We start from the raw sequence: 24943 nt of genomic DNA, 5'->3' as shown, positions 1-24943 counted from the left end.
CAAAGGCTCATCCATCAAAAACACCTGCGGCTTCCTAACAATCGCCCTACCCAACGCAACACGCTGCCTCTGCCCGCCCGAAAGCTCCCTCGGCTTCCTATTCAAAAGCTCAGTCAAACCGAGTAATTCAGCAACCTCCCTGACACGCTGGTCGATTTCTTGCTTCGGAACCTTCCTGAGCTTTAACGGAAAAGCAATATTATCATAAACAGTCATATGCGGGTACAACGCATAACTCTGAAAGACCATCGCAATATCCCTATCCTTCGGCGGCACAAAAACCCCTTTTTCAGGGTCAGCGACAAGCTTATCGCCAATATAAATCTGCCCCCTACTCGGCTCCTCCAAACCAGCAATCATCCTAAGCGTTGTTGTTTTCCCACAACCACTCGGGCCTAAGAGAATCATAAACTCCCCATCCTTAACCTCCAAACTCATCTCCCTAACAGCAGTAACCTCCCCAAACACCTTCCAAACATCCACAAGCCTAACACCAGCCATAAAAATCACCCCATAATGAATTTTATTTCAGTACTTTCATAATCTTCAATAACCGCAAACATGCCTCCAACCTTTACAACCCCGTTTTCAGTTTCGAGATGGATATTGTTAACGGCTTCCCTGAGAGAGAGTGTGTATCCTACAACCCTTCCGGTAAGGGTTTCTAATCTGCCTGACTCCAAGTTTTTTCCAGTTATCTCAGCATAGATGTTTCTGTTTTTTAAGTGATTTTTAACAAAGTCTACTGCATGAAACATAGCGAAGAATCTAATATCTTTTGGATTGCTGATAATCTCTTTTTCGAGTGTGGATTCCTTGAAAATTTCTATTATGAGACTGTATTGGGAGAATATTATCTCAGGATAGGTAGACTTAAATGAAGGAGGTCCAATAGAGTCAAAAGTGGCATTCTGAATTGTGACTACCTCTTTTCCATCAGTCATGCCTATTAAGTGGTTCAGCTTGTAGAACTGCCTAACAAAGAAATTCCCTTTCCCTTTGAACTCTGATAGATCCGGGATTTTGTCGATATAGAGGGACACCGTCACACCTCTCTCGAGAGTTTTGATCAAATCTTCTCTTATTGTTTCAAAGAATTCGCTTGGAGTAACTACTATAACCTCATTTTTAGCTGAATAGAGTGACTCTCTGAACATCTCAATGGCTTCGTCAAAACTCCTGCTCCTCCATATTGCAGGTCTCTGTTCTTCCTTTTTTACATTATTAAGCTCAATTTCGAGCTTTTTCATTATGTCTTCGAGCTCTTTTTTGAACCTGAAAAATGCTATTCTTGGTGAGTAGGCAGCGTATACCTTTGGTGTCCCTTCAATTTCAGTCACAAATCCTCTAAGTTTTAAGGAGGATATTGTATCATAGACCCTGTTGTATGGAATCCCGCTTTTTGTGGATATTTCCTTTGCAGTGCTAGGTCCATAAACCAAGAGAGTCCAGTAAGTGAGGATTTCATACTTTGTAAATCCAATCTCACTCAAAGCATGTGAAATTTCTGGGGGAATCTCCATTACTGTCACCTAAAAAATATATTGGAAGGAGGTTTAAAAAGAATTTAGTAAATCAAGATACCTCTCAAGATGCTTTGTTATTATGAAATTCTCTTTAACCCTTTCTTTGGCGTTTTTGCCCATTTCCTGTGCTACATCTTTGTGCTCAAGGAGATAAAGCGTTTTCTCAACGGCCTCGTTAACATCCTTCACCAGGAAACCTGTTTTTCCATCCACTATCTGGAGCTTTATTCCCCCTACAGCTCTGCCTACCACAGGCTTTTCTTTCCACATTGCCTCGGTAACGGTCAATCCAAATCCTTCCCTAATGGACATCTGGAGAATCACATCACTTGCCCTCTGGAAGGCATTTACCTCTCTTGCGTGAACTCCAGTAAGGTTTGTAAGCACTTTGACGTCATAGTCTTCCCCAATTTTTCTTAAGGTTTTTTCAAAGTATATCCAGCCTTCTGGGTCATCATGCGCCATTACACCAACTAGCAAGAGCTGAACTTCTGGTATTTTCTCCTTGACTTTTCTGTAAACGTCAATTACATCGAAGACTCCTTTCCATGGGTCAAAACGAGCTACCTGCGTGATTATCGGTCTCTCTGGATCTACATCAAACCTTTCTAAGGTTTTTAAGATTTCACTTTCACTTAGCTCCATGTTCTTTTCACTTAGAGGGTCAATAGAGGGAGGCATTATAACGACTTTCTCTTGGTTTAGATCCTCTTGAACGTATTCTTCCATGTGGAAGATATATCTGTCATATTTCTCGACAAACTGCCTCAGAAACTTCCAAAACTCCAAGTTTGGATCACTTAGATCTATATGGCATCTCCAAATCCAAGGCTGCCTTTTCTCATAAAACTCTATAAGCGGTGCCGGTTGAGGATCGTGTATCAGGACGTAGTCAAATTGGGTCAGGTCAATGTCTTCTGCGTTCTTTTTGTTTATCTCTAAATAAAGCTTTTTCATTTCCTCAGTTAACCTAAGCTCCTTGTTTCCCTGGAGAGCATTGTGAAAACTCTTTGTAACATTGAAAAATTCATTTGTCCCCTCAATTACAAACCATCTTGCGTCTATTCCGACATCCCTCATCAGAGGGACGAGGTTGTGCAGAATTTCAGCAACTCCTCCACCAAAAGATGTGGAGTTTACGTGAATAAAACTCTTATCTTTCAGATTTTCTGCCTTAGCTTTAATAGCTTCCAGAGCTTCATCTCCTATTATTTCCCTGTAGTCCTTAAGCCTTTTACCTTCTCCACCAAACTTCGTTACCTCATACATTCTATCACTCTCCTTTTAGTGCCCCAGCAGTTAAACCACTAACAATGTATTTCTGGAAAAGCAATGCCATTATTACAAGCGGGATTGTAGAGATTACCGACGCTGCCATCACGCTTCCCCATGGAATTTCACCATGAACTCCTTGGAAAAGTGCTATACCTACAGGGACTGTTCTTGCCCTGTGATCGGTGGTAAATAACAAAGCAAACATAAATTCATTAAATGCTGCAATGAACACTAATAATGCTGTTGAAAACAAAGCAGGAGCAGATAAAGGAAGTATTATCGTAGTTAGAGTCTTTATTCGGGATGCTCCATCAATCATTGCAGCTTCATCCAAATCTTTTGGAAGTTGAGAAAAGTAGCTTAGAAGAATCCACAATGAGAGAGGAAGCGTCCAAGCAACATAGGGGAAATATAGAGCTTGATAGGTGTTCACCCATCCTAACTTTTCTATAAACTTGAATAAATAACCAACTAGACTTATCTGAGGAAACATAGAGAGTCCCAGCACAAATATTGGGATCAGTAATCTCCCTTTGAACTCTATTCTTGAAACTGCATATGCAGCAAGAGAAGAAATACTGACAGTTGTAAGAGTTACAAGGCTGGCTATAATTATACTGTTCTTTAAATAAGCTGGGAAATGCAAGGTAGGATCACTTAAAACCCTCACATAATTCTCAAGAGTAGATTTATACTCTACAAGCGGAGATCCTAAGAACGTTGGATCCTTTGCAAAGGAAACAACAATCATCCATATAAACGGAAACAGACAGATTATTGCCATTAATATGGCCCCGATAGTTAATAGTATTCTTTTTAGAACTTCCTCTCTCATTTCAATCCCTCCCTGAATCTTCCTACTTTTAAGTACACTATTGTAAACGACAATACTAGGACAAATGTTAGAATCGAGATTGCAGAGCCAATTCCGTAGTCTCCAAGATTGTAATAGTTGAAAGCTAAGAGAGAAATTGACGTGGTAGCACCTCCTGGGCCTCCACCAGTAAGTACATAGATTATATCAAACACTCTCAATGCATCAATAGTTCTCAATATAAGTGCTACAATCAAAACCGGTTTTAATAAAGGCAAAGTAATACTCTTAAACCTCTCGAACATGCTCGCACCATCTATCAAAGCTGCTTCATACAAGTCTTGTGGAATGGCTTGCAAACCTGCCAACAGTAAAAGAGTCATAAAAGGTGTTGTTTTCCAAACATCAGCAATTACGATAGCAAAAAAAGCACTTATTGGAGTTCCAAGCCAATTTACTGGACTTACTCCAAGAATAGACAATATCCAATTAAAAAGACCATAGCTATAATTATACATAAGTTCCCAAGTTCTCGCGGAGATGATTGTTGGAACTGCCCAGGGAATCAAAACTATAGCTCTTAATACCCCTCTCCCTTTGAGTCTTTCATTCAATATTAGCGCAAAGCTTAATCCCAATATTGTTTCTAGAGAAACGCTAACAAATGAGAAAGATACTGTAACAAAAGTAGAATACCAGAATTCTCGAGCAGATAACACGCGTAAATAATTTTTCAGTCCAACAAATGGTTTTTCAGGAATAAAAGTCACATCCCTATGAAGGCTAATCCAAAAGGTTCCCAGAACAGGTAAGATTATAAACACTAAAACTACTGTCAGAAGAGGGAGTATCATTAAATAACCAAGTTTTGCTTCCCTATACTTGAGTTTGGAAGTGAGGTTATTATCCATTATCTTCCCCTCCATTTGTGTTAAGTTGTTAGGGAAAGTTAATAAAAAGTAAAAAACAAAAATCAGCTGTATTGTTTAACTAATTCCTCTGCCTCTTTTTGAGCCTTGTCCAATGCCTCTTGTGGGGATATTTTGCCAGCTAGGGCTGAATTAACATACTTTTGAATTATCTCACTCAACTGCGGGTAATAAGGAACTATCGGCCTTGGCACTGCGTTCTCAAAAACTGCTCTAAGTTCTTTTAGGTGAGGAGCTTTACTAACAACAGCAGGATCATTGTAAACATCTACTCTTCCAGGATTCCATCCGAGATTCATTGCGAAGCCTTTTTGCACACTGTAGCTTTCCACAAATTTGACGAATTCCCAAGCTAATGCTTTGTTATCTGAGTACTTGCTTATCCCAATGTGCCATCCTCCAAGTGTAGCTGCACTCTTATGACCTGGAAAGTGCGGAAGTGGTGCTACTCCCACCTTCCCTTTAACAGGTGAATCATCAGCATTGTGTAGTCCCCACGCGTATGGCCAATTTCTCTCGAATGCAGCATTGCCCTGTTGGAACATTAATCTAACTGGCTCTTCTGTCATTTCAGTATATGTGTTTGGTGGAGAAATCTTATATTTGTGAATTAGATCCACCATAAACTGAAGTGCCTCAACATTTTCAGGTTTATTTAGAGTTGGCACCCACTTTCCGTCTTTGAATTCACCTAGGGATCCTCCATTGCTGTATACGTATTCTACAAAATCACAAACCAAACCTTCATACTGCTTTCCCTGCCATACAAATCCCCAGAAATTCGGGTTAGTCTCTCTCTCACCACTTTGTATTTTTTGAGCCATTTCGACGAGTTCTTGCCAAGTTTCTGGGGGTTTGCTATAGCCATACTTTTCTAGTAGGTCTTTCCTATAATACAACAACCCTGCATCAATATATACTGGAAGAGCATATAGCTTCCCACCCTGCTTGTCTGCTAAGTTAATTACACTCTGGAAAAATACACTCAGGTCATAGTTGTCCTTCTGTACATAGTCATCAAGAGGTTCAAGCCACCCAGAGGCTATAAATTGACCAAGCCAAGCAACATCCATCAAAAATACGTCTGGATCGGAAGACTTTCCTCTTAAAGCATTTACTAAGTCAAGTCTCCTTTGTTCAGTGTCAGTAGCTTGCCTTTTTAGCTCAACAGTGACCCCAGGATATTTCTTCTCAAATTCAGCTATAACTCCTTTCCAGTATTCTATTTCATTTGGAGCTCCTCCTACAGCAAATACTATCTTTCCTTGCAAACTAGTTTCGGTAGGGGTCGAAGTCACTGTTGATGTCTGTTGGCCACCAATGCACCCACTTGCCACTACTGCAATCCCCAAAACTCCAACTAAAAACAAACCAAGTAGTACCTTCTTGACATTCATATAGGGGCACCTCGATTCCTTTGTATATACTAAAAGTATATATATTTTGCGGATGAAAAAGCTTAGAATTTTCGACAATTATGATGCTATGCACATCCTAAACGAAATGCTAGTTGCTGTTTTTTATATAAAACTTATAGTTCAACTACAAGCATGCTATTTATTTACTTTAAGTACAAACATCCCCAAAGTAAAACTTTAAGTCTCCTAAACAATACTCATTGGGGGATTGGAATGATATACGCAATAGGAGAAATTCTAATAGATTTTATTGCAAAAGAAGAGGGAAAACTAAAAGACGTTAGAGAATTTGAAAAGCATCCTGGGGGGGCTCCAGCGAATGTTGTAGTTGACCTGAGAAGGCTTGGGGTAAAAAGTGCACTGATAAGCAAAGTCGGTGACGACCCTTTTGGTGAATTTCTTATAGAAGAACTCAAAAAAGAAAGAGTTGAAACAAAATACATAATAAAGGACACTAACAAACATACAGGAATAGTCTTTGTCCAGCTTATAGGAGCAAAGCCCGAGTTTATACTGTATGATGGTGTGGCTTACTTTAACCTAAGGAAGGAAGAGATACAATGGGACTTTATGAAGGATGCTGAGCTTTTACATTTTGGAAGTGTCCTCTTTGCGAGAGAACCAAGCAGGTCAACGGTGTTCGATGTTCTTAGAGCGGTTAAAGGGAAAGTTCCCATTAGCTATGATGTTAATATCAGACTCGATTTGTGGAGAGGAAGAGAGAAAGAAATGCTCAAAGACATAGAAGAAGCCCTTAAGCTCACAGATATAGTAAAAATTGGAGATGGGGAGCTGGAGTACCTCAACAAAAATGGAATAGCCCTTGAGGACTTCAACTTCGCTCTTGTTGGGATAACAAGAGGAGCTGAAGGAAGTACAATTATCCACAAAGACATAAGGGTTGATGTGCCTTCGTTTAAAGTTGAGCCTGTAGATACCACTGGAGCCGGAGATGCCTTCATGGCAGCCCTATTAGCATCTCTTTTCTACATGGGCAAGCTTGACATACTGGAGTTCTCCAAAGAAGAGCTAAAAGAGTTGGGAAGCTTTGCAAACCTGGTGGCTGCGCTCTCAACTACAAAACGCGGAGCCTGGAGCGTGCCGAGTTTAGAAGAGGTTTTGAAGCATAGGAAATTCAGCTTTCTTCCGTAGGCTCTTCCTTTTTACCAAAAAGCCCGATCAAATCATGAAGTATTGCCAAATCTATTGCGGCGTTTAATGATTGAAAAATTGCTCCTCCCATCAGCATTAAGAGTGCAAAGAAAAAATCCACACCCTTGTATGCGATTGTTATCTTTATAGCTCTTCTTTCACCCTTAACTATCCCCCAAGCAAGGAGAAAGTTCAGAAGGCCAAAAATAAGCAACATATACCTTTCGCTTCCAAAAGCGCTGGCTGAGTAATACAAAAGGAAAAATGATTGGAGAAACAGCAGGTACACAGCAACTTTCATCGGCCCTCACTCAAGTATCTCTCAAATGCCTCAACATATTTAAACCCATCGTCCGGAAAAATTAAGACTGCCGTTCCCGGATATTTGTCGCGAATTCTCTCAAAGGCCTTGACCACTGCACCTGAACTTAGCCCTATTAAAAGACCATCTCTTCTGGCCACTTGTATAGAGCCTTCGATTGCTTCCCTCTGGGTTATCTCCATCACTTTATCAATTTCCACTTTAAAAAACCACTTCGGCTTTGTTTCAAGTCTCTTTATCCCAGGAATCTTCTCACCCTCGGCTGGAACAACTCCAACAATCTTCGTATCATAGCGCTCCTTGAAGTATTTTGCTATCCCTGCTATATGTCCTGAAGTCCCTATTCCAGCAACGATTACATCTGGTTTCTGTCCTATGCTTTTAAGCTGCTCATCAATCTCCCTTGCAGTGTATTTGTAGTGGGCTTCAAAGTTGTCATCATTCTCAAACTGGTTTAGATTTACTGCATTTGCCTTTTCTGCTTCTTTTTTAACGAACTCTATCATCTTTGGATCAATAGTTTCAAATTCGGTTTTTACTACCTCAGCACCAAGAACTCTCAGCAGAGTCTGGGTTGTGTTGGGAGTAGGTTTTGGAAGATAAGCCCTGAATTCAATGCCAAAGAGGTTTGACATAGCTGCCATAGCTATGCCAACATTTCCTGAGGTTGCCTCAAAAAGCCTCCTCGTGCCGTTAATGTCTCCTCGCTCCATAGCCTTCATAATAAGATTAAAAACAGCCCTATCTTTTATGCTTCTGCTGAATGGGTTAAAGAACTCCAGTTTGGCAAAATACATCCCCCCTATCGTCCGAAAGGGAAAGCTTAAGCAGGGGGGTAGGTTTGAACTTTTCAAAGAGCTCAACTGCACTGTTAAACACGTTCACTTTTGATCACCGTGATAGCATCCCAATCGCGCATTATAAATGTTTTGTTTGCGGCAATCTTACACAAAAATGTATATTTAACATTCCTTGCCGAGCACTTCCCGGTAAATCTTCTTAAACTCACCAAGGATCCCTCTTACTACCGGGTGCTTTGGTACAAAATTACAGCCTTCCTCAGGCTCTATGCTTATCTCAAACGTCCCTATTTCCTTTGCGATTCTTTCTATCTCTATTTTGTCCAGACCTATAAGGGGCCTGAATATCGGCAAATCTGTTGCAAGGCTTATTATCAGAAGATTATCCAGTGTTTGAGAAGCAACTTGGCCGAGGGAATCCCCTGTGATTATTGCCATTGCCCCTTTTTCTTTTGCTATCTCAGTGGCCTTCATGAACATGGTGAATTTACAAAAAACGCATATCCACTTTCCTTTTTTCAGCTCCACCAATTTATCAAAGACAGGTTTTTGGTATTCAAAAACATCAACGACGATTAGCTCCTCCAAGCTCTCTGGAAAAAGTTCCTTAAGCCTCTGCCAGATTCTTCTAACCTTTTGATAATTGATCTCACTCTGCTTGAAGTGAATCGGATAGATCGTAAAGCCTTTTCTGAGCATTAAGTATACGGCCACAGGTGAATCTATTCCCGAGCTTAAGAGTGCAACGGCTTTCATTGTTCCACCTCCAGGGCTAGGTAGACTATCCAGGCGTTTATGAAGAGTGCCCCTACAAGCTCCGGAATAGCGAGTCCCTCAAATACCCTAGTAAGGTAAAGCATCATTATAAAAACTAGCGGACTGCTAAGGAGCCATATTAAAGCAGATTTCTTCTTGCTCCTCTGTCTTAAACCACAGATAAAGATGTCCGCAAAGAGCAAAATGTAAAAGGACAGTGCAAAAAACGAATGGGGCTTATACTCTTCGGGAAAAATTCCCACAAGTAGCAAGGAAATCATTCCGAGAGGAAAAAGCACGGTAACTCTCTTCTCCTTTAGCATCTCAACCCCAAATACAAGGCCCAGCAAGCCGAGAAAAACGAGGAGAGAATTAAAAACATACTCTATAGGGTTTTTAATAGACCCCATATCGCTGAGGGCATTTTCAGTTAAAGAAAACCAAGGATTTAAGTAAATTGCAATAAAGATTCCACCAAAAGTAAGAAACGGAAAGGAAAGCCCCAAAATTCTTACCCACCTTTTCATTGACATCCCCTTTTTCTCGGTTCTTCACCGAAGACTGATTTGTACAGCTTTTTGAACTCCTCCCACGAGCCCCTTATCACTGGATGCTTTGGGATAAACGGTATCTCATCTTCCGGAAGTATAGAGAGTTCAAAGGTTCCAATGCTTTTAGCAATCTCCACAATTTCCTCTTTATCCAGCCCTACCAATGGCCTGTAGATTGGCAGATCGCTTGCTTGGCTTACTATGTACATGTTCTCCAGTGTTTGAGATGCCACCTGGCCTAGGGAGTCTCCCATAACGATTCCTTTTGCCCCAAATTCCCTTGCAATCTTGTCAGCTTTTTTGACCATCATGTACTTGCAGAAAACACATGTATAGTTTTCTTTTTTAAGCTGCTTTAGTGTTTGAATAACTTTCTCCCTTTCCTGTGGTTTAATAACTATCAGGTCACTTTTGCCCCCGTAGTGGTATTTCTTTAGCTGGTTCCAGATTTTCCTGACCTTCTCAAGGGTCTTCTCTCCCATATAAATGTGGACAGGGATCACTTCACATCCTCGCTTCATCATCAGAAAAGCCGCAACCGGCGAGTCTATACCCCCACTTAAAAGAGCCACAACCTTTCCTTGGGTTCCTACTGGAAGACCACCAAACCCTTGGACTTTATCAACATAAACATAGGCTTTTCCTTCCATTAGCTCGATGCCAACCTCAATGTCATAGTTCTTTAAATCTACTTTGCAATCTTCGTTTTTCAGTATGTACTCACCAACTTTAGCAGCCAGCTCTTGGCTTTTAAGGGGAAACTCCTTGGTTATCCTCCTTACGGTTACTCTGAACTTCGGCTCTTCCACTCCAAGTGCCCTCAGCTTCCTCCTAAAAAGTTTTAGAGAAGTTTTATATATCTTCTCAAGCTCTGCATCTATCTCGGCAGAAGGTGAAAGTGAGACTATACCAAAAACCCTTTTAAGAACCTCCACGCCTTCTTCAGCCTTGTTTGTCTTCACTATGATTCTGCCGTGCTTTGCAAAGACGTTCTTGTACTTTATACCCTCACTCACTAAAGCTTCTTTTATGTTGTTGATTAAAATGTTCTCGAACCATCTCCTCGTTTTTGGGGATTTTGTGCCTATCTCGCCGTATCTGACTATTATGGCATTTAGCATCTTCATTCACCGGATTTAAATTATTTTGAGGATTTTTTCTAAGGATTTTCTCCTCGGCCTGGGAGTTATTTTTTCAGCAGGATACCCTACGGGAACTAACCCCACAAGGTACCAATTCTCGCCAAGTTCCGCCATTTCCCTAAGCTCCCTCTGGTATTTCTCCAAGCTGGTAACTCCTATGTAACACGTTCCCAAGCCAAGTTCCACTGCCTTGAGCATAAGGTTCTCTATCGCCATTGCAGCACTTTCAACACTCCAGAGGAATTCAATTTCCTCGTATTCTTTCCCTTTTAAGAAGCGCGTTTCTTTATCGACAAAAACCCCTACATAAACTGGAGCTTTGTACATTCCTTTTTCAAATATCTTCGCTTTTAGTTTTTCTATTTTTTCTTCAGGTAAGCCGTATGCACGGTAATACTCCGCATGAGCTTCGTACATTATTTCGTGGATTCGCTTTCTGATGTTCTCGTCTTTATAAACTACAAACAACCAGTTTTCAAGACCACTTGCAGTAGGAGCCCTTATTGCAGATTTTATTAGGTCTTCTAGCTTTTCTTCTTCTACGCTTCTCTCTTCGTAATATCTCACGGACATCCTGTTAAATATTACCTCATCTAGCTCCATCTAGCTCACCAAAACCCCTTATGTTTATTCGGGTTAATATACTTTAGGGAGAAAAGAAAAGAAATCTGAGAGAACAGACTTCATCCTCTGATTATTTTCATCTCAAACTCTTCCACAGGGACTTTGAAGTCTTCTCTGCTGTTGATGTCCCCTCTGTTAAAGAGGACTTCTCTTGCAAGTATCCAGTAAATTAGAGCCAAAGCCTTTCTTCCTTTGTTGTTCGTTGGAATTGCCAAGTCCACATAGCTCAAAAGGTTCTCCGTATCGACAAGAGCCACTATTGGGATTCCAATCTCTATTGCTTCTTTCATCGCTTGATGGTCTGCTCTTGGGTCTGTTACTATCAAAACATCGGGCTCAAAGAAGTTCTTAACCTGTGGGTTTGTCATTGTTCCGGGTAAAAATCTTCCAGGTATTGCCCTTGCCCCAGTAACTTCTCCAAACTTCTTGACTGGCTTTTGGCCATAGAGCCTTACACTTACCGCTAATATCCTATCTGGATCGAACTTTGCCAAGAACTTTCCTGCAGCCCTGAGTCTCTCGTCTGTTTTCCTTACATCGAGCACGTATAGACCATCTTGCCTAACCCTGTATATGAAGCGCTTCATATCCTTTGTTTTTTGCTGTGTTCCAATGTGAACACCCGCAGCCAAATATTGGTCGAGTGGAACCAAATACTCTTCCATTTTCTTCACCCCTCAAACGTTATTATTCTTCCTCTTTCACCCAAATCTTCCGCTATCCTAATAAGTTCGTTTATTTTAACAATGGAATTCTCATGGAGCATTATAGCGGGACACTTAAGCCCCACTGCTAAATGGGCTAAAGCATCATCAGCCGATTCATACTTCGCCTCTGCCAAAATTGGAGTTATTCTTTCGGATTTAACATCATTAACCAGATTATAAAGGTCTGTGAGAGTACCTAAGTTAATCGGCTTAATTGAAAGTGCGTTGTAATACCTTCTATCCAAGATGTCTTTTGTTCTGAAGAGGTACTCACCGTCAACAAACACTCCATGTGTTCCTGCTATAAGTTCAAGGAAGAGCTCTTCTTCGCCTAAGGGCTTGATGTAGGAGATGTTGTGATCCTCAACTTTCTGGAGGACATCTTCGATATCCATTTCCTTCTTTTGTACTATTCCAAGAGAGACCTCAAGACCAAGTTCGTCTCCGGCTATCTCTGAAGCTCTTGAGAGCTCTTGAAGGTTAATGCTCTTTACATGCTCCTTTATTTTTGCCATTGCATCTACTACATCCGAGATTTCCATTAGATCCTTAACCAAGACAAGGTACTCAAAGGTTTCATCCTCCGCAAATCTCAATATTGGGACTGGAAGCTCTGTAGTGAACGTTCCCCCTATGTAGCTGTAAAGAGGAATATTTTTGGCGTTTGAAGCTGCTTTTGCCACAGCAACTGAAACAGCCAAAGCAGTGTTCGCCCCTATGTGGCTTAGATTCTCAGTCCCGTCTATTTCCCAAAGGTAACTATCTATGAGCTCTTGCTCTTGAGAGTCAAATCCAATAAGCTCCGGTCCAATTATCTCATCGACTTCACTAACCGCTCTGTGAGCTTCTACTATGTAGAGAGAGGGATTCTCATCTATGGGGGCAGCAAATCTACCAAATCCGGAAGTTGTTATAACGTCAACTTCAATTGAATACTTTCCACCCTTGAGGATTGAAATTCTGCCGACTATGTTCTCGATTATTGTCATCCCACATCAACTCGGCCTTATGACTGTTATTGGGATTATACCCTTCTCAAACTCCATTATCGCAGCTTCTAACGGTGTGGCTCCTTCCGGTACGTCAATTAACACAGGAGCCCCCATGGAGATCTGCAGTGCCCTTGCTCCTATTATACGAGCCTTCTCAAATCTTGTGTATCTAAACATCTTTCTCACCCATGCAAATTTTGGTGGGGCCGCCGGGATTTGAACCCGGGTCTCCGGCACCCCAAGCCGGGAGGATAGACCAAGCTACCCCACGGCCCCTCCAAAGAAATGTGGTTTTTTCAATATACTCTGTAGTGCATTATCTCATCTATCAATTCAACGTGGCTGAGGAGCATTCTCCTGCAGCAGTATCTCTCAAGTCCAAGCTCATCGAGTACTTTTTCGGGGTCTTCCCCTTTTTCAACACGCTCTTTAAAGATGTAATACTTATCCCCAATCACCTTTCCGCAGGTGAAACATCTCACAGGAACTATCAAGCGAATCACCTTTTTGGTTTTTAAATTTTAAGGAAAGTTTGAAGGAAATCAACGGTAACTCTTTTGTCTCTTTGCCCTTGGACCCTTTGTAGAGCGATTTGGCTTGTGTGGTTCTGTTCTTCTTGAATCGCCAACAAGCATAGTCCTGTCATACTTCATAAACTTTTCTTTGAGGTTCATGTCGCCGGTCCATTCTACCAATGCCCTTGCTATTGCAACCCTCGCAGCCTCGGCCTGCCCCATGAAACCTCCGCCTTCGACTTTGACGTCAATGTCTACTTTGCTAACTATCTCCTCTCCAGCCAAAACAAGTGGCTCCATTATTGTGAAACGGGCTATTTCTGGCTCAATAATCTCAACGGGCTTGCTGTTGATCCTAACTCTCCCTTTACCTTCTCTTATGGTAGCTCTCGCGATAGCAGTTTTTCTCTTTCCTGCAGTTTGGATTATCCTCATTATCATCACCTCAGAACTTTCCACCAAGGAATTTGGCAACCTCTCCAACAGTTACATATTTGGGGGTTTTAAGTCTTGACATATGAGCTTCAGCAATTGTCTCCAACTCTTTGTCTTCAAACTCTTTTGGGATTCCAGCGTAGACCTTTAGTCTCTTAAAGGCTTTCCTTCCTCTGTCAGTTTTCCATGGAAGCATGCCCCTAATGGTTCTTCTAACTATTTCGTCGCTTCTTTTTGGATAGAAGGGTCCTTTTCTTGGGTTTGTTCTTGTTCTTAGTTCTGTTCTCTGCTTGTACTTCTCAAAGATGAACTCCCTGTTTCCGGTGATGATTGCCTTTTCAGCGTTAACGATAACCACTTCTTCTCCTTCAAGGAGCATTTTGGCAACTTTTGAAGCGAGCCTTCCGAGTATTAAACCATCAGCATTAATAATCCTCATGGCCCATCACTCCATTATGATTACTCCACTACCCTTTGGATTTCTCTCTACAAGCTCTTCGATTGTTATTGCCTCCCCACCTGCTTGAATAATCTTTTCTTTTGCCTTTTCACTGAACTTCCATGCAGCAACTATGACCTTATGATCCAAGTTTCCAGCTCCAAGAACACTTCCTGGGACTATTACCATATCTCCTTCCTTGGTATATCTGTTTATCCTGCTAATGTTTACCTCAGCCCTCTGCCTTCTCGGCCTTTCTAAGCGCCAGGCTATATCTTTCCATATTTTAACGTTCTCCTCGTTGGACTTCTTTCTCAGATAGCGAATGAGCCTTCTCAGGTTAATATCAGTTGGACCAGTCCTCTTCATAAGCATTCCTCCTTTTATTTCTCGCACCGAGGGACGGGGTGATCATTATGGTGCGGGGGCGGGGATTTGAACCCCGGAACCCCTACGGGACGGGACCCTAAATCCCGCGCCTTTGGCCAGGCTCGGCTACCCCCGCGCTATTCGGCTAATTTATGAAGCTCGTTTATAAATTTATCGCTCTTTCTCATTAAAATTTTGAGCGCTAAAGCTACTATTTCCTCAACGGGCAGTTCTCCATTGCTTTCTACCGTAAAGACGAATGTATTTGGCACTACTTCTTCCTTAATTTTATCTCCTAAATACGGATCAAACTCTCTCGGCAAATAGAAGCTCGTTAGAGTGGTTATGATAAGCTCGTTCTCGTTTTCTTCGATGGGAAGCTTCTTTCTAGCTGCGAGCTCTTTAATTTTCTCCCAGTTGGGGATCTCCTTGCTTACATGCACTTTTGTGAGATATTTGTAGTATGCAAAGCCGGGCTGCCATTTCGCATGGTCTTTTCCTCTACCAAGCTTCGCATATGCGTTAAAAACAAGCCTCTGGCCTTCCGCTAGTTTGACTATTGGAATATCGGGAGTTACGGGTTTTACATCTGGATCATCGCTCTTTAAATCTCCCGAATAAATTATGGCAGGACCTTCAGCTTCCAGACTCAATGTAACGGTGTAGTCATCTAACTCCAAGGCATCTAGCTCAAATCTGTCCGATGGTGTTGTTAGAGGAATTAGTGCTAGTCTGTGAGCAATAATCTCATCAAAAAGGGCAGAATCGTTCTCGTAGAACTCCACCTCATCAACGGCAAAAGTTGGAACTTCCCCTATTATCGTTCTCCTCAGTGCATTTGCAAATGCAACATCAACCCTCTCTAAAATGAAGCGGATTGCATTGTCCCTTTTTTCAAGAATTTTTATTTGCATTTTTCTCACCGAAAAAAGAGGTTATAAAGGGAAGTCAAACTCTCCTTCCCCTTCTGCCACCTTTTGGTCTTGTACCATCGTGCGGTATTGGTGTAACATCCTCAACTCTGCCTATTCTGAGCCCTGCTCTTGCGAGAGCTCTAATGGCTGCCTGTGCTCCAGGCCCTGGGTTCTTGCTTTTGCTTCCACCTGGTGCTCTAACTTTTATGTGAACTCCCACAATGCCCTTTTCGAGGGCTTCTTCGGCGGCTCTCTTAGCGGCAATCATTGCAGCATAGGGAGATGACTCGTCTCTATCTGCCTTAACCACCATTCCACCGCTCCATCTTGATATTGTCTCAGCTCCGGTTAAGTCGGTTATGTGGATGATTGTGTTGTTGTAAGAGGCATATATGTGGGCAACTCCCCATTTTTCCTTCTTTTTGATGTTAACTTCCTCACTCATTGTGCCTCACCCTTTTGGGCCTCTTCGATAACCATTCTCTCAGGGTGCTGGGAGTTTGCAAAAGGTGAAGTCTTCGCGTATGTTATGCCATCTTCCTCTTCCTTGAGCACCAGGTAACTTGGAGATCTTATTATTTGGCCGTTTACTTCAATGTGTCCATGGACGATTAGCTGTCTGGCCTGCTTTATTGTTCTTGCCAATCCCTTCTTAAATACCATCGTTTGTAGTCTTCTCTCAAGAATGTCCTCTATTGTAAGTGAAAGGACATCATCAAGGTGAGCTCCCTCTTGAAGCAGTCCTAATCTAGCCAATCTCTGGAGGAGCTGAGCTCTTTCAATTTCTGCCTGCTTACCTCTAGCAGCCAATAATCTTCTTGCCCTTCTTCTAAAGTTCTTAAGTTGTGTCTCGTGCTTCCAAAGCTCCTTCTTGTTTTTGAGAGCATACTTCTGCATCAACACTCTCTCTCTGTCGAGTCTCTCCTTAATCCAAGGATGAGAGGGAGTTTCATATCTCTTCCTTTGCCTTTTTGGATCTCCCATCTATATCACCTCACTTCTTCCTTCTGCTAACACCAACTGTAGTTCCTCTTCTGAAGTTTGATCTAGTCCTCTGTCCTCTCAATGGAAGACCAAGTTCATGCCTAATACCTCTATAAGCCCTGATTCTCCTGAGCCTGTTAACGTCCTCACGCCATGCCATAACGAGCTTTGCTCCAGTAAGGTGTAAGTCTCTTCCAGTCTCGTAGTCCTTTGGTCTGTTTACTGCCCATGCGGGAATGCCGTGTTTTACTGGATCTTCAAGCACAGCCTCAATGACCTTTACTTGCTCATCGGTAAGGTAACCTGCCTTCATTTTTGGATCTAACCCTGCAACTCTGCATACCATTGTTGCAAAGTTTATTCCTATACCCCTAATTCCAGTGAGGGCCCATCTAAGCTGTTTGTGCCCATCTATATCAACATTTGCTACACGCACGATATGTCTAAAGTCAGCCATTATAAGCACACCTCCACAAGTTAATCCTTCAACGAGGATTTTGGCGCCGGGACGGGGATTTGAACCCCGGCGGGCAAACGCCCACGGGCTCTCAAGGCCCGCGCCATCCCAGGCTAGGCGATCCCGGCATACACCCTAAAGCCCGATCCCTTCGCAATTTCTTTTACTTCCTTGAAGTTCTCCTCCATGAGTCCCTTAATATACTTTGCGCCTTGATTAGTGCGAATGACAATTTGAAGTAATCCTCCATCGTAGAGATGATGGGGTGCATTTATAACTATTTCCCTCAACACATCCTTCCCAGCATGCACTGGAGGATTCGTTATTATGCTGTGGAACCTTTCTCCCTTTACAGGCTCATAAAGATGGCCCCATCTTACCTCGGCATTCTTAACGTTGTTGATTTTTAAGTTTTTCTTTGCTATGCTCACAGCTCTTTTGTTTATGTCGGTCATCACAACGTAATCAACAAAGCGGGAAGCAACGATTCCAATCACCCCGTAACCGCATCCCAAATCAAGAACCCGCCAGTTTTTCTCAAGTATCATATTATTTACAAGGAGTTCTGTCCCTCTATCCAGCTTGCCAAAGGAAAAGACACCGCTGGCTGTTATAAATTTAAAACGCTCCCCTCTAATAAATACCTCAATCATCTTGGTCTTTAACGGAACATTTGGCTCTTGAGAGTAGTAGTGGCTCATGCTCGAAGATTGGAAGAGGGGTTTATAAAGTTGAACCTCTCCCCTTTGTCTGCACAGCAACCTTTGCTTGCATAAAGCTTGACCAAAAAGTTCTTCCTCTTAATTGTCTTGAAGCAGTTCGTACGTGTTTTTGTGATGGGAGCTTTAAAGGGCTTTCTCCTGGAAAGATAGTTAGTACTTGTTGGGTTTACGCTTTCTGCGCCCTTCAGGCACCTATAAAGAAACCCCTTGTGAAAGAGAAAATTTTAAGGGAAGGCAACAAAATAATCGCCAAGAGAAAGAACACGTACCAACTTTGATGAAACTTTGCCTGCGCAAAGTTTCTACCACATCTTTGGATACCAGTCCCTTGGCATGAAGACCTTTTCCACATCTACTGCTATTCCTTTGGTCTTTGTGAGCATCTCCTGTGTGTTCATCTTTGCCTTACCCAAAGCCACAAGCTCGTCTTTGAGGGTCATTATCGCCACGAGATCTCCAGGTTTTATGCCTTTGTGGAGCTTCACTATTCCAGGGACAGCTAAATCAGCACCATGGGTTACAGCTGCAACTGCAGAGTCCCTTATCCACACTTTGGGTAAATGTTCAACTGCTTTCTCCATCGGCTGAATTGCCTTTCTGAAGTACTCTTCAATACCGTCCTCTTTCCAGAAGTAATAAGCATCTATAAGATCGTGCAGAGTTACAAGAGTCTCATCTTCTTTAAACGGTCCGCTCCTTGTTCTCCTCAGCTCTGCCATGTGGGCGCCAACTCCTAAAGCCAAACCAATGTGATGGATGAGAGACCTTATATAAGTACCAGCCTCAACTCCAACCCTAAACAAAACATCTTTGCCCTCTATCTCAATTATCTCTATGTAGTAAACTTTTCTTGTCCTGAGTCTTCTCTTAACGGCACTTCTTAGAGGGGGTCTTTGGATGATTTCTCCTTCAAATTCCTTCATAACGGCCCTTATTTTGTCCTCTGGAACATCCCCATGAAGGTGCATCAATGCTACATACTCCTTACCTGCCGGTAAAAGTGCCTGAACAACCCTTGTAGCCCTTTCCAGAGCTACGGGCAAAACTCCAGTAACTTTTGGATCAAGAGTTCCACCGTGACCAGCTTTTTTAAGGTTCAGAAGTTTTTTAATCCATGCAACCACTTCATGGCTTGTAGGTCCGGGAGGTTTGTCAAGGTTTATGACCCCGAATTGCATGTGCATCTCAATCGGTCTTTTTTCTGGAGGAAGGCCCCATTTTGAATTGGTCTCGGCGTTTTCGTCCCTAACAACAACCTCTCTCTTAATATCAGCCGGGAGCATTAGCTTTCTCTCTCTTCTCTTTTCTTTCGCCATCGGTATCACCCAATGAGCGTTATCGAAGTTAATACCCCTCTTCCCTTTATAAAGGCTTAGGCGGAGCAGTAAAGTTATACTTGAAAAACCTCAACAACATGATAACTCAAAAAGTCTCTGATTTCGGGAGTAAGATTTATTTTGCTCACCTATCTTTACTTTAATACTCGACTCGGCAATTCAACCGAATAGTTCCAAAAGACAACACTAAAACCCCTGACGGTTTTCACATAAATAAGTGAGAAAATAAATAAGTGAAAATTGCTTATTTGAAATATTTGCCAAAACTACGGTGTAATAGGCTAATCCCTACTATCGAAAACACAACAAAAGATATCATTTCAGAAATAGGAATTTCTATCCCAAATAATATATTCCTAATTAAATCCGCACCAAATGAAATTGGATTAATTCTTGCTAATGTTTTGAGAACAGCTGGCATTAAGCTTACCGGATAATATGCGGTACTTATAAATATCATCGGCAAAAGGAATAATGAAGTTAATGAGTTAAAGCTTTGTTCTTCCCTCAAACTTGCTGCAATCCCCATCATAAATATTCCTACCGCAAAACTGCTAGAAAAAATTGCTAAAAATAAAACTGGAATATTATCAATTGATAGATATAACTCAGAACATATTGTTAATTTTGCAAGTAATAGGAACATTAATGCGTTAAAAGCTGAAAGTAATGAATGAATCAGTATTTTTACAAAAGGTACAAGCGATTTATTCATAGGAAGTGAAAGAAGGTCAAGTAAAGCGTGAGATTTTCGTTCTATAAATACTCTAGTAGCAGAGTTCAGTGATGAGTATATTACAACTAACATTATTATTCCGGGCAATATATAATTTAAATAAGATACCCCATTTATGGATGGCATGCCCTTATTCAGAGTATATCCAAAAACAAAAAGGTACATAAGAGGGGACAAAAAGGACGCTATCATAAAACCTACACTTCTTTTGTAGCTTAGAAGTTCTCTTTCAATTAATATTAATGTTTGCCCCAACATCACTTTTCTCCCTCCACCAATTCTACAAATATTTCATTCAAATCCTTTCCAGCATATCCTATTTCCTCTACTATACATTCTTCAAATAGAGATGCTAGTTCAGAGATTTTATATTGTGTGGGCGTCTCAAAATAAATTTCATTATTCTCCACTCTTGTCACGTTAAATCCAAGAACTTTGACCTTTTGAAGGAATTGTTTAGGAAAACCACACTTAATTCTATACAGCCGATCTATTCTGAAGTTACTCTTTAGATCAGATAACGCCCCATCAAAAATAATTTTTCCATTTTTTATAAAAATTATTTTATCACATAAATTTTCAACATCTTCCATATTATGAGTAGTGAGTATAATCGTCTTCCCATCCTCTTTTAGCGTCTTTATTATATTCCAAAGTTTTAGTTTAAAACTTGGATCACTTCCAGCAGTAGGCTCGTCTAAGATGATAAGCCTCGTACTTTCTGTTACACTAGCAAGACATCTTGCCACTTGAACTTTCTTTGCTAGACCTGGGCTTAGCTCCAAGAACAATTTTCTTCTATGTTCCTCAAGATTGAATGACTTAATATATTCTTCAGTTTTTATCTTTGCTCTTTTTTTAGGTATCCCCCTAAGACGTTGGTATAGATAAATATTTTCTTCAACAGTTAAAAAGGGATCTCCCGTAGCTTCTTGATGAGCAACAGCAATAAGTTGCTTAGCTTCAGTACTCTTTTTCAATACATTCATTCCAAATATTTTAACGTATCCGCTCCAGGGTTTTAGAATTCCTAATAATGTCAATATTGTTGTAGTTTTACCTGCACCATTGGGACCCAAATACCCAACTATTGTACCCTCGTCTATATTGAAACTTATCCCCTTTAGAATCTCTGTCTTTTTGTACCCTACTACTAAATTAGAGACTTCTACAGCAGCGTTCATAAATTATCACCTATCCGGATCTTTAAAAATTCCAGTGTAAGATCTTTATATAATTCTAAAATTTCTTTAGTAATATAAGAGCACGTTCTGTTGCGCAATTTCTCATCTCTTAATAATCTCAATGCAGTACACCCCCCTCCACAAAGTAGTGCATATGAACATTCTTTACAAGGCAGAGTTAATATACAGGTTTCTCTCCATTTTTTAAATGAATCATAAAATTGCAAATTTGGAATAAATTTCCCAACAGAAAATTCCTTTATGCCTACTACCACATCACAAGGATATATATCGCCATATAGATCGAAAACATATTGGTTTATATTAGCTTCACAATGTCTAAATTTGGGGAAGTATACGTTATTTTTATTGATTAAGTAATTTAATGACATTGCAAATGAATGGCCAGTAATTATTACCTCTTTAATCATCGAGGGGAAGTTCCTAACAAGGTACAATAGAGATTCCAATTCATTTTTTATACCTTCGGTTAATAAAGATTGATCAAGGTAGTTATACACTGACATAACATACAAGTGAACGTTTTTTCTCTTGAGAATACCAATCTCTTTTAAATAACAGTATAAATTATACACTGAGTTCTCTTTTCCTCGATGAACATGAATTCTTAACGCTATATGTGTCTTAGTGCTTATCTCATCAAGTAGAGAGCATAGATTATTTATTATAATATCAAAAGTCCCCTTTCCATTTGGGAATATTCTATATTTATCATGAGTGCTCTTATCTCCATCAAATGTAATCTGAATTGAATTAAATTCTTTAAGTAATGAAAGATAATGTGGTATTCCAACACCATTACTTACAACATTAAGAGCTAAATTTTGTTCTCTGCTTTCTTTTACTATTTGAGCAATAATATCAAATTCTCTTTTAATTGGAAGTAGTGGTTCACCCCCGAATATTGTTAATATAGACTTTACATTTGATTTCTTTGCAGCTTCTATTAGGTTTATTGCATGAAATAATTTCGATAAAGCTTTTTCAGAAATAAATTCAGGATCTTTTTTGATGCCCTTTTCATAGCAATATGTACACGTTAAATTACAATAATATGTTGGGATTACCATATAATGAAGTGGTAATGATTTCTCCTTTCTTATGAAATCTAAATATGCTCTCTCAACGTCTTTATTAAACTCATCTTCCGAACGGTATAACAACTTATTTTTTAACAAATCATGTATAGTATCACTACAACTTGAGTTTTCAGGATTGAGTAGATAATAGTATTCATTTCTCTTTAGCTTGTATATCTTGCCATGTAACGTATCCAATATAATGTAATTCCCTTCCTCTACGGGAATCTGAACCAAGTACTTATTAGTCTTCATAGCCATTACCCCATAAGCTTGTAATAGTTATCTATGAAATTCAGTTTTTCTTGCAAATTGGGAGTATTGAACCAATAAAACGAGACGTATATTGGAGGATGTTTTAAAATTTCCTCAACAATTTCTTGAGGTAAGTCTTGAGTTGATAATATAGTGTGCGAATATATGTTAAAGTATAATGGTTTTATTATGTCGTTCTCATATTTTTTCCGCAGTTCTGACATTGGTAAAGGTGCTAATCGTGAAAATCTAGTTTGTACCCCAAAATAATCCAAATATGTTATTGCATAAAAAGTTTTCAGGAAATCCTCGAAGTCTTCAAATGGATATCCCCAAATGAATGAAGCAGTAACATTTTTAATATAATCTAACGAGTTTATTACTACCTCTATAGCTTTGCCTATTGTAAAACCTTTATTTATTAAACGTAATATCCTATTACTCCCTGATTCAATACCATAAAATATCCCCTTACATCCAGAATCCATCAATGAAGTAAGAACATTATTATCTACTAAGTTTACTCTACCGAAGCAGGCATATTGTATGTCCAAGTCTGATTTCTGTATTTGCTCAGTAATTGAAAGAACTCTTTGTTTATTCAATGTAAATGTATCATCCGTAAAATGAATGTTCTTTACCCCATAATTTTCATTCAATAGTTTTAACTCCTCAATAACCCTTGAAACTCCTTTATAGATAACTTTCCGACCCCATAAGGGAGCCACATCACAAAAAGTGCATCTAAATGGACATCCACGAGATGTGTCTACAGTGACTTGATAATATTTTTTAAGGTTTATAAGATGATAAGCTGGAAATGGCAAAGCATCTAAGTCCTGAATCCTTTCTCTTTTTGGGGTTACTATAACCCTATCTCCATGCTTAAATGCAATCCCTTTTATATTAAGCAAATCCCTAGGAGTATATGAAATACCATTTCCTATAGTCCTCATTAACTCAAGTAGAGTGTATTCCCCTTCTCCAATACAGACGATATCTACACTGTCGTATGTGCTAAGCAGATTGTAACACACCTCTGATGGACCAGGCCCCCCAAGTATTATAATCTTTTCTGGAGTAATAGATTTTGCATATTTGGTAGCTAGCATGACCCATGGCAGTGAGTCCGTCATACATCCAATACCAACTATCTTCGAGTCAATGTTAGCTATAGTCTCACCAAGATGTTTATACCCCCATTTGTGTTTATAAAAAATATATTGGTAATCAATAACATCAACATCAAAATTATATTTCTCAAGAGTACCAGCCAGATATAAAATTCCAAGCGGAGTTTGAGGTTTAGACGATGATGAAACTACATTTATTAAAGTAATATCGGGCATTTGCTAAACCTCCTGCTTATTATTCTTTAAAAAGTTGAGATATTTCAAAGCTTGTTTATCAGCAGGATTGAGTTTCAAAGCATAATGGAGGTATTTGTGAGCTGTATCTAATTTATTATCCTTTAGGTATATTATTCCTAAGAGAACATAAGATTTTGAGTAGTTTGGACTTAGAGCTATTGACTTTTTCAAATATGTTATAGCGCTATTGTAGTCCTCAAGGGAATAATAGGATAATGCAATTAAGTATAATAATTTAGCCCGAATAAAATCTGAAGTAGGAGGTAACGAGGACAAAGCCTTGAGATAAGACGCAATAGCCTTTTCATATTGTCCTATGTAAGATTCTAAATTACCTAGTTCAAAATAAAGTTTCCATACACTATCCTTATATTTAGCTAAATACATAGAAGATTGAAAAACTTCTTGGAGTTGCTTCTTAAAAGCTATAGCTTCACTTATTTTGTTGTGCAATATTAGGATTCTGAGATATTTAGCAAAGAGAAATGGTGGAATATCATGTTTTATATATTCCTTAAAAACTCTGTTTAGAAGTAGATTACATTTCTCAAAATCTTTTTGTAGAATATAGACATTAAGTAATTTATTAATTACTTTTAAATTTTTTGGATCTTTTTCAAACAACATTTTAAGGTATCTTTCTCCTTTCTCTACATCACCCAGACATAATAATAAATATCCTTTGCAATATATATCCCCATCAACGTCTTTTTTTGGTATATCATCTCCCAACTTATCTAGGTACCCTTTAATCACTTTTTGCCCCCTCCAAGTGAAGTTAAAAAATAAAATAATAAAATTCAGTCAGAATCTGTACTTATAAATGCCCAAACTTGGAGACAACACGTCAATAATGTGGCGTCGTTTAAAGTTTCTGTAATGGCAGATTTGACATCAAACTCTTCCAACTCTTATCACCTCCGAAAATTTTACATACTCAATAAGTTGTTTTTATATTTAAAATTTTCTTAAACTTTGGGCGTGTTTATAGTAACCTTTATTAGGGTTTTTGCTGAATTCTTTCAGGTGGTTGCCGTGATCCCCAGATGGGATCACAGACTCAAAGACCCTGAAAGCGTGGCATTCGCAATTCTTGACGTTTTAGCAGACTTCGAATC

General features: G+C 39.9%; 31 protein-coding genes and 3 tRNA genes. 1 reads left to right on the top strand and 33 read right to left on the bottom strand.

Annotated elements, in window-relative coordinates; all coding sequences use genetic code 11:
- The 6 genes from NF859_RS00190 to malE all read right to left on the bottom strand — a co-directional run.
- Positions 1 to 501, bottom strand: a 501-nt coding sequence (locus NF859_RS00190; RefSeq protein WP_252742488.1) for an ABC transporter ATP-binding protein, incomplete at its 3' end; no start/stop codon positions are given.
- 5 nt (positions 502 to 506) lie between these two features.
- The gene (gene trmB / locus NF859_RS00185) at positions 507 to 1523 is read right to left on the bottom strand and encodes an HTH-type sugar-sensing transcriptional regulator TrmB (RefSeq protein WP_252742487.1); all 1017 of its coding nucleotides are present in this window, start codon (positions 1521 to 1523) and stop codon (positions 507 to 509) included.
- A gap of 33 nt (positions 1524 to 1556) precedes the next feature.
- Positions 1557 to 2795, bottom strand: coding sequence for a trehalose synthase (gene treT, locus NF859_RS00180; RefSeq protein WP_252742486.1), 1239 nt, complete (start codon positions 2793 to 2795; stop codon positions 1557 to 1559).
- Positions 2796 to 2799: 4 nt separating this feature from the next.
- Positions 2800 to 3636 carry a trehalose/maltose ABC transporter permease MalG gene (gene malG / locus NF859_RS00175; protein WP_252742485.1) on the bottom strand — a complete coding sequence of 279 codons (837 nt, stop codon included), beginning with the start codon at positions 3634 to 3636 and terminating at the stop codon, positions 2800 to 2802.
- Positions 3633 to 4526 (bottom strand): trehalose/maltose ABC transporter permease MalF, encoded by an 894-nt coding sequence (gene malF / locus NF859_RS00170; RefSeq protein ID WP_252742484.1) that lies wholly within the window; start codon positions 4524 to 4526, stop codon positions 3633 to 3635. The genes malG and malF overlap by 4 nt, the downstream gene beginning before the upstream one ends.
- Positions 4527 to 4588: 62 nt before the next feature.
- Entirely contained in the window at positions 4589 to 5941 is a 1353-nt protein-coding gene (gene malE, locus NF859_RS00165) for a trehalose/maltose ABC transporter substrate-binding protein MalE (RefSeq protein WP_252742483.1), read from the bottom strand.
- Between the two features lie 234 nt (positions 5942 to 6175).
- Between malE and NF859_RS00160 the strand changes: the two genes are divergently transcribed.
- Positions 6176 to 7114 (top strand): carbohydrate kinase family protein, encoded by a 939-nt coding sequence (locus NF859_RS00160; RefSeq protein ID WP_252742482.1) that lies wholly within the window; start codon positions 6176 to 6178, stop codon positions 7112 to 7114.
- On the opposite strand, the gene NF859_RS00155 is transcribed toward NF859_RS00160, so the two are convergent.
- The 27 genes from NF859_RS00155 to NF859_RS10675 all read right to left on the bottom strand — a co-directional run bounded on the left by NF859_RS00155 (position 7098) and on the right by NF859_RS10675 (position 24581).
- Positions 7098 to 7415 (bottom strand): hypothetical protein, encoded by a 318-nt coding sequence (locus tag NF859_RS00155; protein ID WP_252742481.1) that lies wholly within the window; start codon positions 7413 to 7415, stop codon positions 7098 to 7100. The two genes, NF859_RS00160 and NF859_RS00155, sit on opposite strands and share 17 nt — an antisense overlap.
- Positions 7412 to 8242: a cysteine synthase family protein gene (locus NF859_RS00150; RefSeq protein WP_353936085.1), complete on the bottom strand. Its 831-nt coding sequence runs from the start codon at positions 8240 to 8242 to the stop codon at positions 7412 to 7414. Before NF859_RS00150 ends, NF859_RS00155 begins: the two co-directional genes overlap by 4 nt.
- A 156-nt stretch (positions 8243 to 8398) precedes the next feature.
- Entirely contained in the window at positions 8399 to 8992 is a 594-nt protein-coding gene (locus NF859_RS00145; RefSeq protein ID WP_252742479.1) for an adenine nucleotide alpha hydrolase family protein, read from the bottom strand.
- Positions 8989 to 9519: a DUF998 domain-containing protein gene (locus NF859_RS00140; RefSeq protein WP_252742478.1), complete on the bottom strand. Its 531-nt coding sequence runs from the start codon at positions 9517 to 9519 to the stop codon at positions 8989 to 8991. The genes NF859_RS00145 and NF859_RS00140 overlap by 4 nt, the downstream gene beginning before the upstream one ends.
- Entirely contained in the window at positions 9516 to 10664 is a 1149-nt protein-coding gene (gene thiI / locus NF859_RS00135; RefSeq protein ID WP_252742489.1) for a tRNA uracil 4-sulfurtransferase ThiI, read from the bottom strand. Before thiI ends, NF859_RS00140 begins: the two co-directional genes overlap by 4 nt.
- 15 nt (positions 10665 to 10679) lie before the next feature.
- The gene (locus NF859_RS00130; protein WP_252742477.1) at positions 10680 to 11288 is read right to left on the bottom strand and encodes a nitroreductase family protein; all 609 of its coding nucleotides are present in this window, start codon (positions 11286 to 11288) and stop codon (positions 10680 to 10682) included.
- 80 nt (positions 11289 to 11368) lie between these two features.
- The gene (rpsB, locus tag NF859_RS00125; RefSeq protein ID WP_252742476.1) at positions 11369 to 11974 is read right to left on the bottom strand and encodes a 30S ribosomal protein S2; all 606 of its coding nucleotides are present in this window, start codon (positions 11972 to 11974) and stop codon (positions 11369 to 11371) included.
- A gap of 5 nt (positions 11975 to 11979) precedes the next feature.
- Complete coding sequence (locus NF859_RS00120) at positions 11980 to 13005, bottom strand: hypothetical protein (RefSeq protein ID WP_252742475.1); 1026 nt, start codon at positions 13003 to 13005, stop codon at positions 11980 to 11982.
- A 6-nt stretch (positions 13006 to 13011) separates the two neighbouring features.
- Positions 13012 to 13185, bottom strand: a complete 174-nt coding sequence (locus NF859_RS00115) for a DNA-directed RNA polymerase subunit K (RefSeq protein WP_252742474.1) — start codon at positions 13183 to 13185, stop codon at positions 13012 to 13014.
- 21 nt (positions 13186 to 13206) lie between these two features.
- Positions 13207 to 13284, bottom strand: a tRNA-Pro gene (locus NF859_RS00110).
- Positions 13285 to 13304: 20 nt separating this feature from the next.
- Positions 13305 to 13502: a DNA-directed RNA polymerase subunit N gene (locus NF859_RS00105; protein ID WP_004068745.1), complete on the bottom strand. Its 198-nt coding sequence runs from the start codon at positions 13500 to 13502 to the stop codon at positions 13305 to 13307.
- A 48-nt stretch (positions 13503 to 13550) separates the two neighbouring features.
- Entirely contained in the window at positions 13551 to 13958 is a 408-nt protein-coding gene (locus NF859_RS00100; protein ID WP_004068747.1) for a 30S ribosomal protein S9, read from the bottom strand.
- 10 nt (positions 13959 to 13968) lie between these two features.
- Complete coding sequence (rplM, locus tag NF859_RS00095; RefSeq protein WP_004068749.1) at positions 13969 to 14397, bottom strand: 50S ribosomal protein L13; 429 nt, start codon at positions 14395 to 14397, stop codon at positions 13969 to 13971.
- Between the two features lie 6 nt (positions 14398 to 14403).
- Positions 14404 to 14766, bottom strand: a complete 363-nt coding sequence (locus NF859_RS00090) for a 50S ribosomal protein L18e (protein WP_252742473.1) — start codon at positions 14764 to 14766, stop codon at positions 14404 to 14406.
- A gap of 48 nt (positions 14767 to 14814) precedes the next feature.
- A tRNA-Leu gene (locus tag NF859_RS00085) sits at positions 14815 to 14902 on the bottom strand.
- Position 14903: 1 nt separating this feature from the next.
- Entirely contained in the window at positions 14904 to 15689 is a 786-nt protein-coding gene (locus NF859_RS00080) for a DNA-directed RNA polymerase subunit D (RefSeq protein ID WP_252742472.1), read from the bottom strand.
- Positions 15690 to 15714: 25 nt separating this feature from the next.
- Positions 15715 to 16125 carry a 30S ribosomal protein S11 gene (locus NF859_RS00075; RefSeq protein ID WP_004068754.1) on the bottom strand — a complete coding sequence of 137 codons (411 nt, stop codon included), beginning with the start codon at positions 16123 to 16125 and terminating at the stop codon, positions 15715 to 15717.
- Positions 16122 to 16664 (bottom strand): 30S ribosomal protein S4, encoded by a 543-nt coding sequence (locus tag NF859_RS00070; protein ID WP_058945932.1) that lies wholly within the window; start codon positions 16662 to 16664, stop codon positions 16122 to 16124. The genes NF859_RS00075 and NF859_RS00070 overlap by 4 nt, the downstream gene beginning before the upstream one ends.
- A 10-nt stretch (positions 16665 to 16674) precedes the next feature.
- On the bottom strand, positions 16675 to 17121 hold the full coding sequence (locus NF859_RS00065) for a 30S ribosomal protein S13 (RefSeq protein ID WP_252742471.1): 447 nt from the start codon (positions 17119 to 17121) through the stop codon (positions 16675 to 16677).
- A 41-nt stretch (positions 17122 to 17162) separates the two neighbouring features.
- Positions 17163 to 17249: transfer RNA gene (locus NF859_RS00060), tRNA-Ser, on the bottom strand.
- Positions 17235 to 17822 (bottom strand): class I SAM-dependent methyltransferase, encoded by a 588-nt coding sequence (locus tag NF859_RS00055; RefSeq protein WP_004068759.1) that lies wholly within the window; start codon positions 17820 to 17822, stop codon positions 17235 to 17237. Before NF859_RS00055 ends, NF859_RS00060 begins: the two co-directional genes overlap by 15 nt.
- A gap of 323 nt (positions 17823 to 18145) precedes the next feature.
- Positions 18146 to 19159, bottom strand: a complete 1014-nt coding sequence (locus tag NF859_RS00050) for an RNA-guided pseudouridylation complex pseudouridine synthase subunit Cbf5 (protein ID WP_252742470.1) — start codon at positions 19157 to 19159, stop codon at positions 18146 to 18148.
- 265 nt (positions 19160 to 19424) lie between these two features.
- Positions 19425 to 20174: an ABC transporter permease gene (locus NF859_RS00045; RefSeq protein WP_042699982.1), complete on the bottom strand. Its 750-nt coding sequence runs from the start codon at positions 20172 to 20174 to the stop codon at positions 19425 to 19427.
- Entirely contained in the window at positions 20174 to 21100 is a 927-nt protein-coding gene (locus tag NF859_RS00040) for an ABC transporter ATP-binding protein (protein WP_042699985.1), read from the bottom strand. The genes NF859_RS00045 and NF859_RS00040 overlap by 1 nt, the downstream gene beginning before the upstream one ends.
- Positions 21097 to 22455 (bottom strand): radical SAM/SPASM domain-containing protein, encoded by a 1359-nt coding sequence (locus NF859_RS00035; protein ID WP_058945924.1) that lies wholly within the window; start codon positions 22453 to 22455, stop codon positions 21097 to 21099. The genes NF859_RS00040 and NF859_RS00035 overlap by 4 nt, the downstream gene beginning before the upstream one ends.
- Before the next feature lie 5 nt (positions 22456 to 22460).
- Positions 22461 to 23804 carry a B12-binding domain-containing radical SAM protein gene (locus NF859_RS00030; RefSeq protein WP_042699991.1) on the bottom strand — a complete coding sequence of 448 codons (1344 nt, stop codon included), beginning with the start codon at positions 23802 to 23804 and terminating at the stop codon, positions 22461 to 22463.
- A 3-nt stretch (positions 23805 to 23807) separates the two neighbouring features.
- Positions 23808 to 24581 (bottom strand): tetratricopeptide repeat protein, encoded by a 774-nt coding sequence (locus tag NF859_RS10675; RefSeq protein ID WP_042699994.1) that lies wholly within the window; start codon positions 24579 to 24581, stop codon positions 23808 to 23810.
- Between the last annotated feature and the right edge of the window lie 362 nt (positions 24582 to 24943).

The sequence above is a fragment of the Thermococcus alcaliphilus genome (assembly GCF_024054535.1).
Lineage (GTDB): Archaea > Methanobacteriota_B > Thermococci > Thermococcales > Thermococcaceae > Thermococcus_A > Thermococcus_A alcaliphilus.
This window is presented reverse-complemented; position numbering and strand designations above follow the sequence as displayed.

Bases quoted from the DNA above. Each gene is read 5' to 3' on its own strand.
- NF859_RS00065 (WP_252742471.1), bottom strand. From the start codon at position 17,121: ATGGCTGACTTTAGACATATCGTGCGTGTAGCAAATGTTGATATAGAT.
- NF859_RS00130 (WP_252742477.1), bottom strand. From the start codon at position 11,288: ATGGAGCTAGATGAGGTAATATTTAACAGGATGTCCGTGAGATATTAC.
- NF859_RS00145 (WP_252742479.1), bottom strand. From the start codon at position 8,992: ATGAAAGCCGTTGCACTCTTAAGCTCGGGAATAGATTCACCTGTGGCC.
- treT (WP_252742486.1), bottom strand. From the start codon at position 2,795: ATGTATGAGGTAACGAAGTTTGGTGGAGAAGGTAAAAGGCTTAAGGAC.
- NF859_RS00155 (WP_252742481.1), bottom strand. From the start codon at position 7,415: ATGAAAGTTGCTGTGTACCTGCTGTTTCTCCAATCATTTTTCCTTTTG.
- NF859_RS00045 (WP_042699982.1), bottom strand. From the start codon at position 20,174: ATGTTGGGGCAAACATTAATATTAATTGAAAGAGAACTTCTAAGCTAC.
- NF859_RS00055 (WP_004068759.1), bottom strand. From the start codon at position 17,822: ATGAGCCACTACTACTCTCAAGAGCCAAATGTTCCGTTAAAGACCAAG.
- trmB (WP_252742487.1), bottom strand. From the start codon at position 1,523: ATGGAGATTCCCCCAGAAATTTCACATGCTTTGAGTGAGATTGGATTT.
- NF859_RS00040 (WP_042699985.1), bottom strand. From the start codon at position 21,100: ATGAACGCTGCTGTAGAAGTCTCTAATTTAGTAGTAGGGTACAAAAAG.
- NF859_RS00115 (WP_252742474.1), bottom strand. From the start codon at position 13,185: ATGTTTAGATACACAAGATTTGAGAAGGCTCGTATAATAGGAGCAAGG.
- NF859_RS00090 (WP_252742473.1), bottom strand. From the start codon at position 14,766: ATGAAGAGGACTGGTCCAACTGATATTAACCTGAGAAGGCTCATTCGC.
- malG (WP_252742485.1), bottom strand. From the start codon at position 3,636: ATGAGAGAGGAAGTTCTAAAAAGAATACTATTAACTATCGGGGCCATA.
- malE (WP_252742483.1), bottom strand. From the start codon at position 5,941: ATGAATGTCAAGAAGGTACTACTTGGTTTGTTTTTAGTTGGAGTTTTG.
- malF (WP_252742484.1), bottom strand. From the start codon at position 4,526: ATGGATAATAACCTCACTTCCAAACTCAAGTATAGGGAAGCAAAACTT.
- NF859_RS00160 (WP_252742482.1), top strand. From the start codon at position 6,176: ATGATATACGCAATAGGAGAAATTCTAATAGATTTTATTGCAAAAGAA.
- NF859_RS00120 (WP_252742475.1), bottom strand. From the start codon at position 13,005: ATGACAATAATCGAGAACATAGTCGGCAGAATTTCAATCCTCAAGGGT.
- NF859_RS00050 (WP_252742470.1), bottom strand. From the start codon at position 19,159: ATGGCGAAAGAAAAGAGAAGAGAGAGAAAGCTAATGCTCCCGGCTGAT.
- NF859_RS00070 (WP_058945932.1), bottom strand. From the start codon at position 16,664: ATGGGAGATCCAAAAAGGCAAAGGAAGAGATATGAAACTCCCTCTCAT.
- rpsB (WP_252742476.1), bottom strand. From the start codon at position 11,974: ATGGAAGAGTATTTGGTTCCACTCGACCAATATTTGGCTGCGGGTGTT.
- NF859_RS00100 (WP_004068747.1), bottom strand. From the start codon at position 13,958: ATGAGGATAATCCAAACTGCAGGAAAGAGAAAAACTGCTATCGCGAGA.
- NF859_RS00035 (WP_058945924.1), bottom strand. From the start codon at position 22,455: ATGAAGACTAATAAGTACTTGGTTCAGATTCCCGTAGAGGAAGGGAAT.
- NF859_RS00075 (WP_004068754.1), bottom strand. From the start codon at position 16,125: ATGAGTGAGGAAGTTAACATCAAAAAGAAGGAAAAATGGGGAGTTGCC.
- NF859_RS00140 (WP_252742478.1), bottom strand. From the start codon at position 9,519: ATGAAAAGGTGGGTAAGAATTTTGGGGCTTTCCTTTCCGTTTCTTACT.
- rplM (WP_004068749.1), bottom strand. From the start codon at position 14,397: ATGAGGATTATTAATGCTGATGGTTTAATACTCGGAAGGCTCGCTTCA.
- NF859_RS00030 (WP_042699991.1), bottom strand. From the start codon at position 23,804: ATGCCCGATATTACTTTAATAAATGTAGTTTCATCATCGTCTAAACCT.
- thiI (WP_252742489.1), bottom strand. From the start codon at position 10,664: ATGCTAAATGCCATAATAGTCAGATACGGCGAGATAGGCACAAAATCC.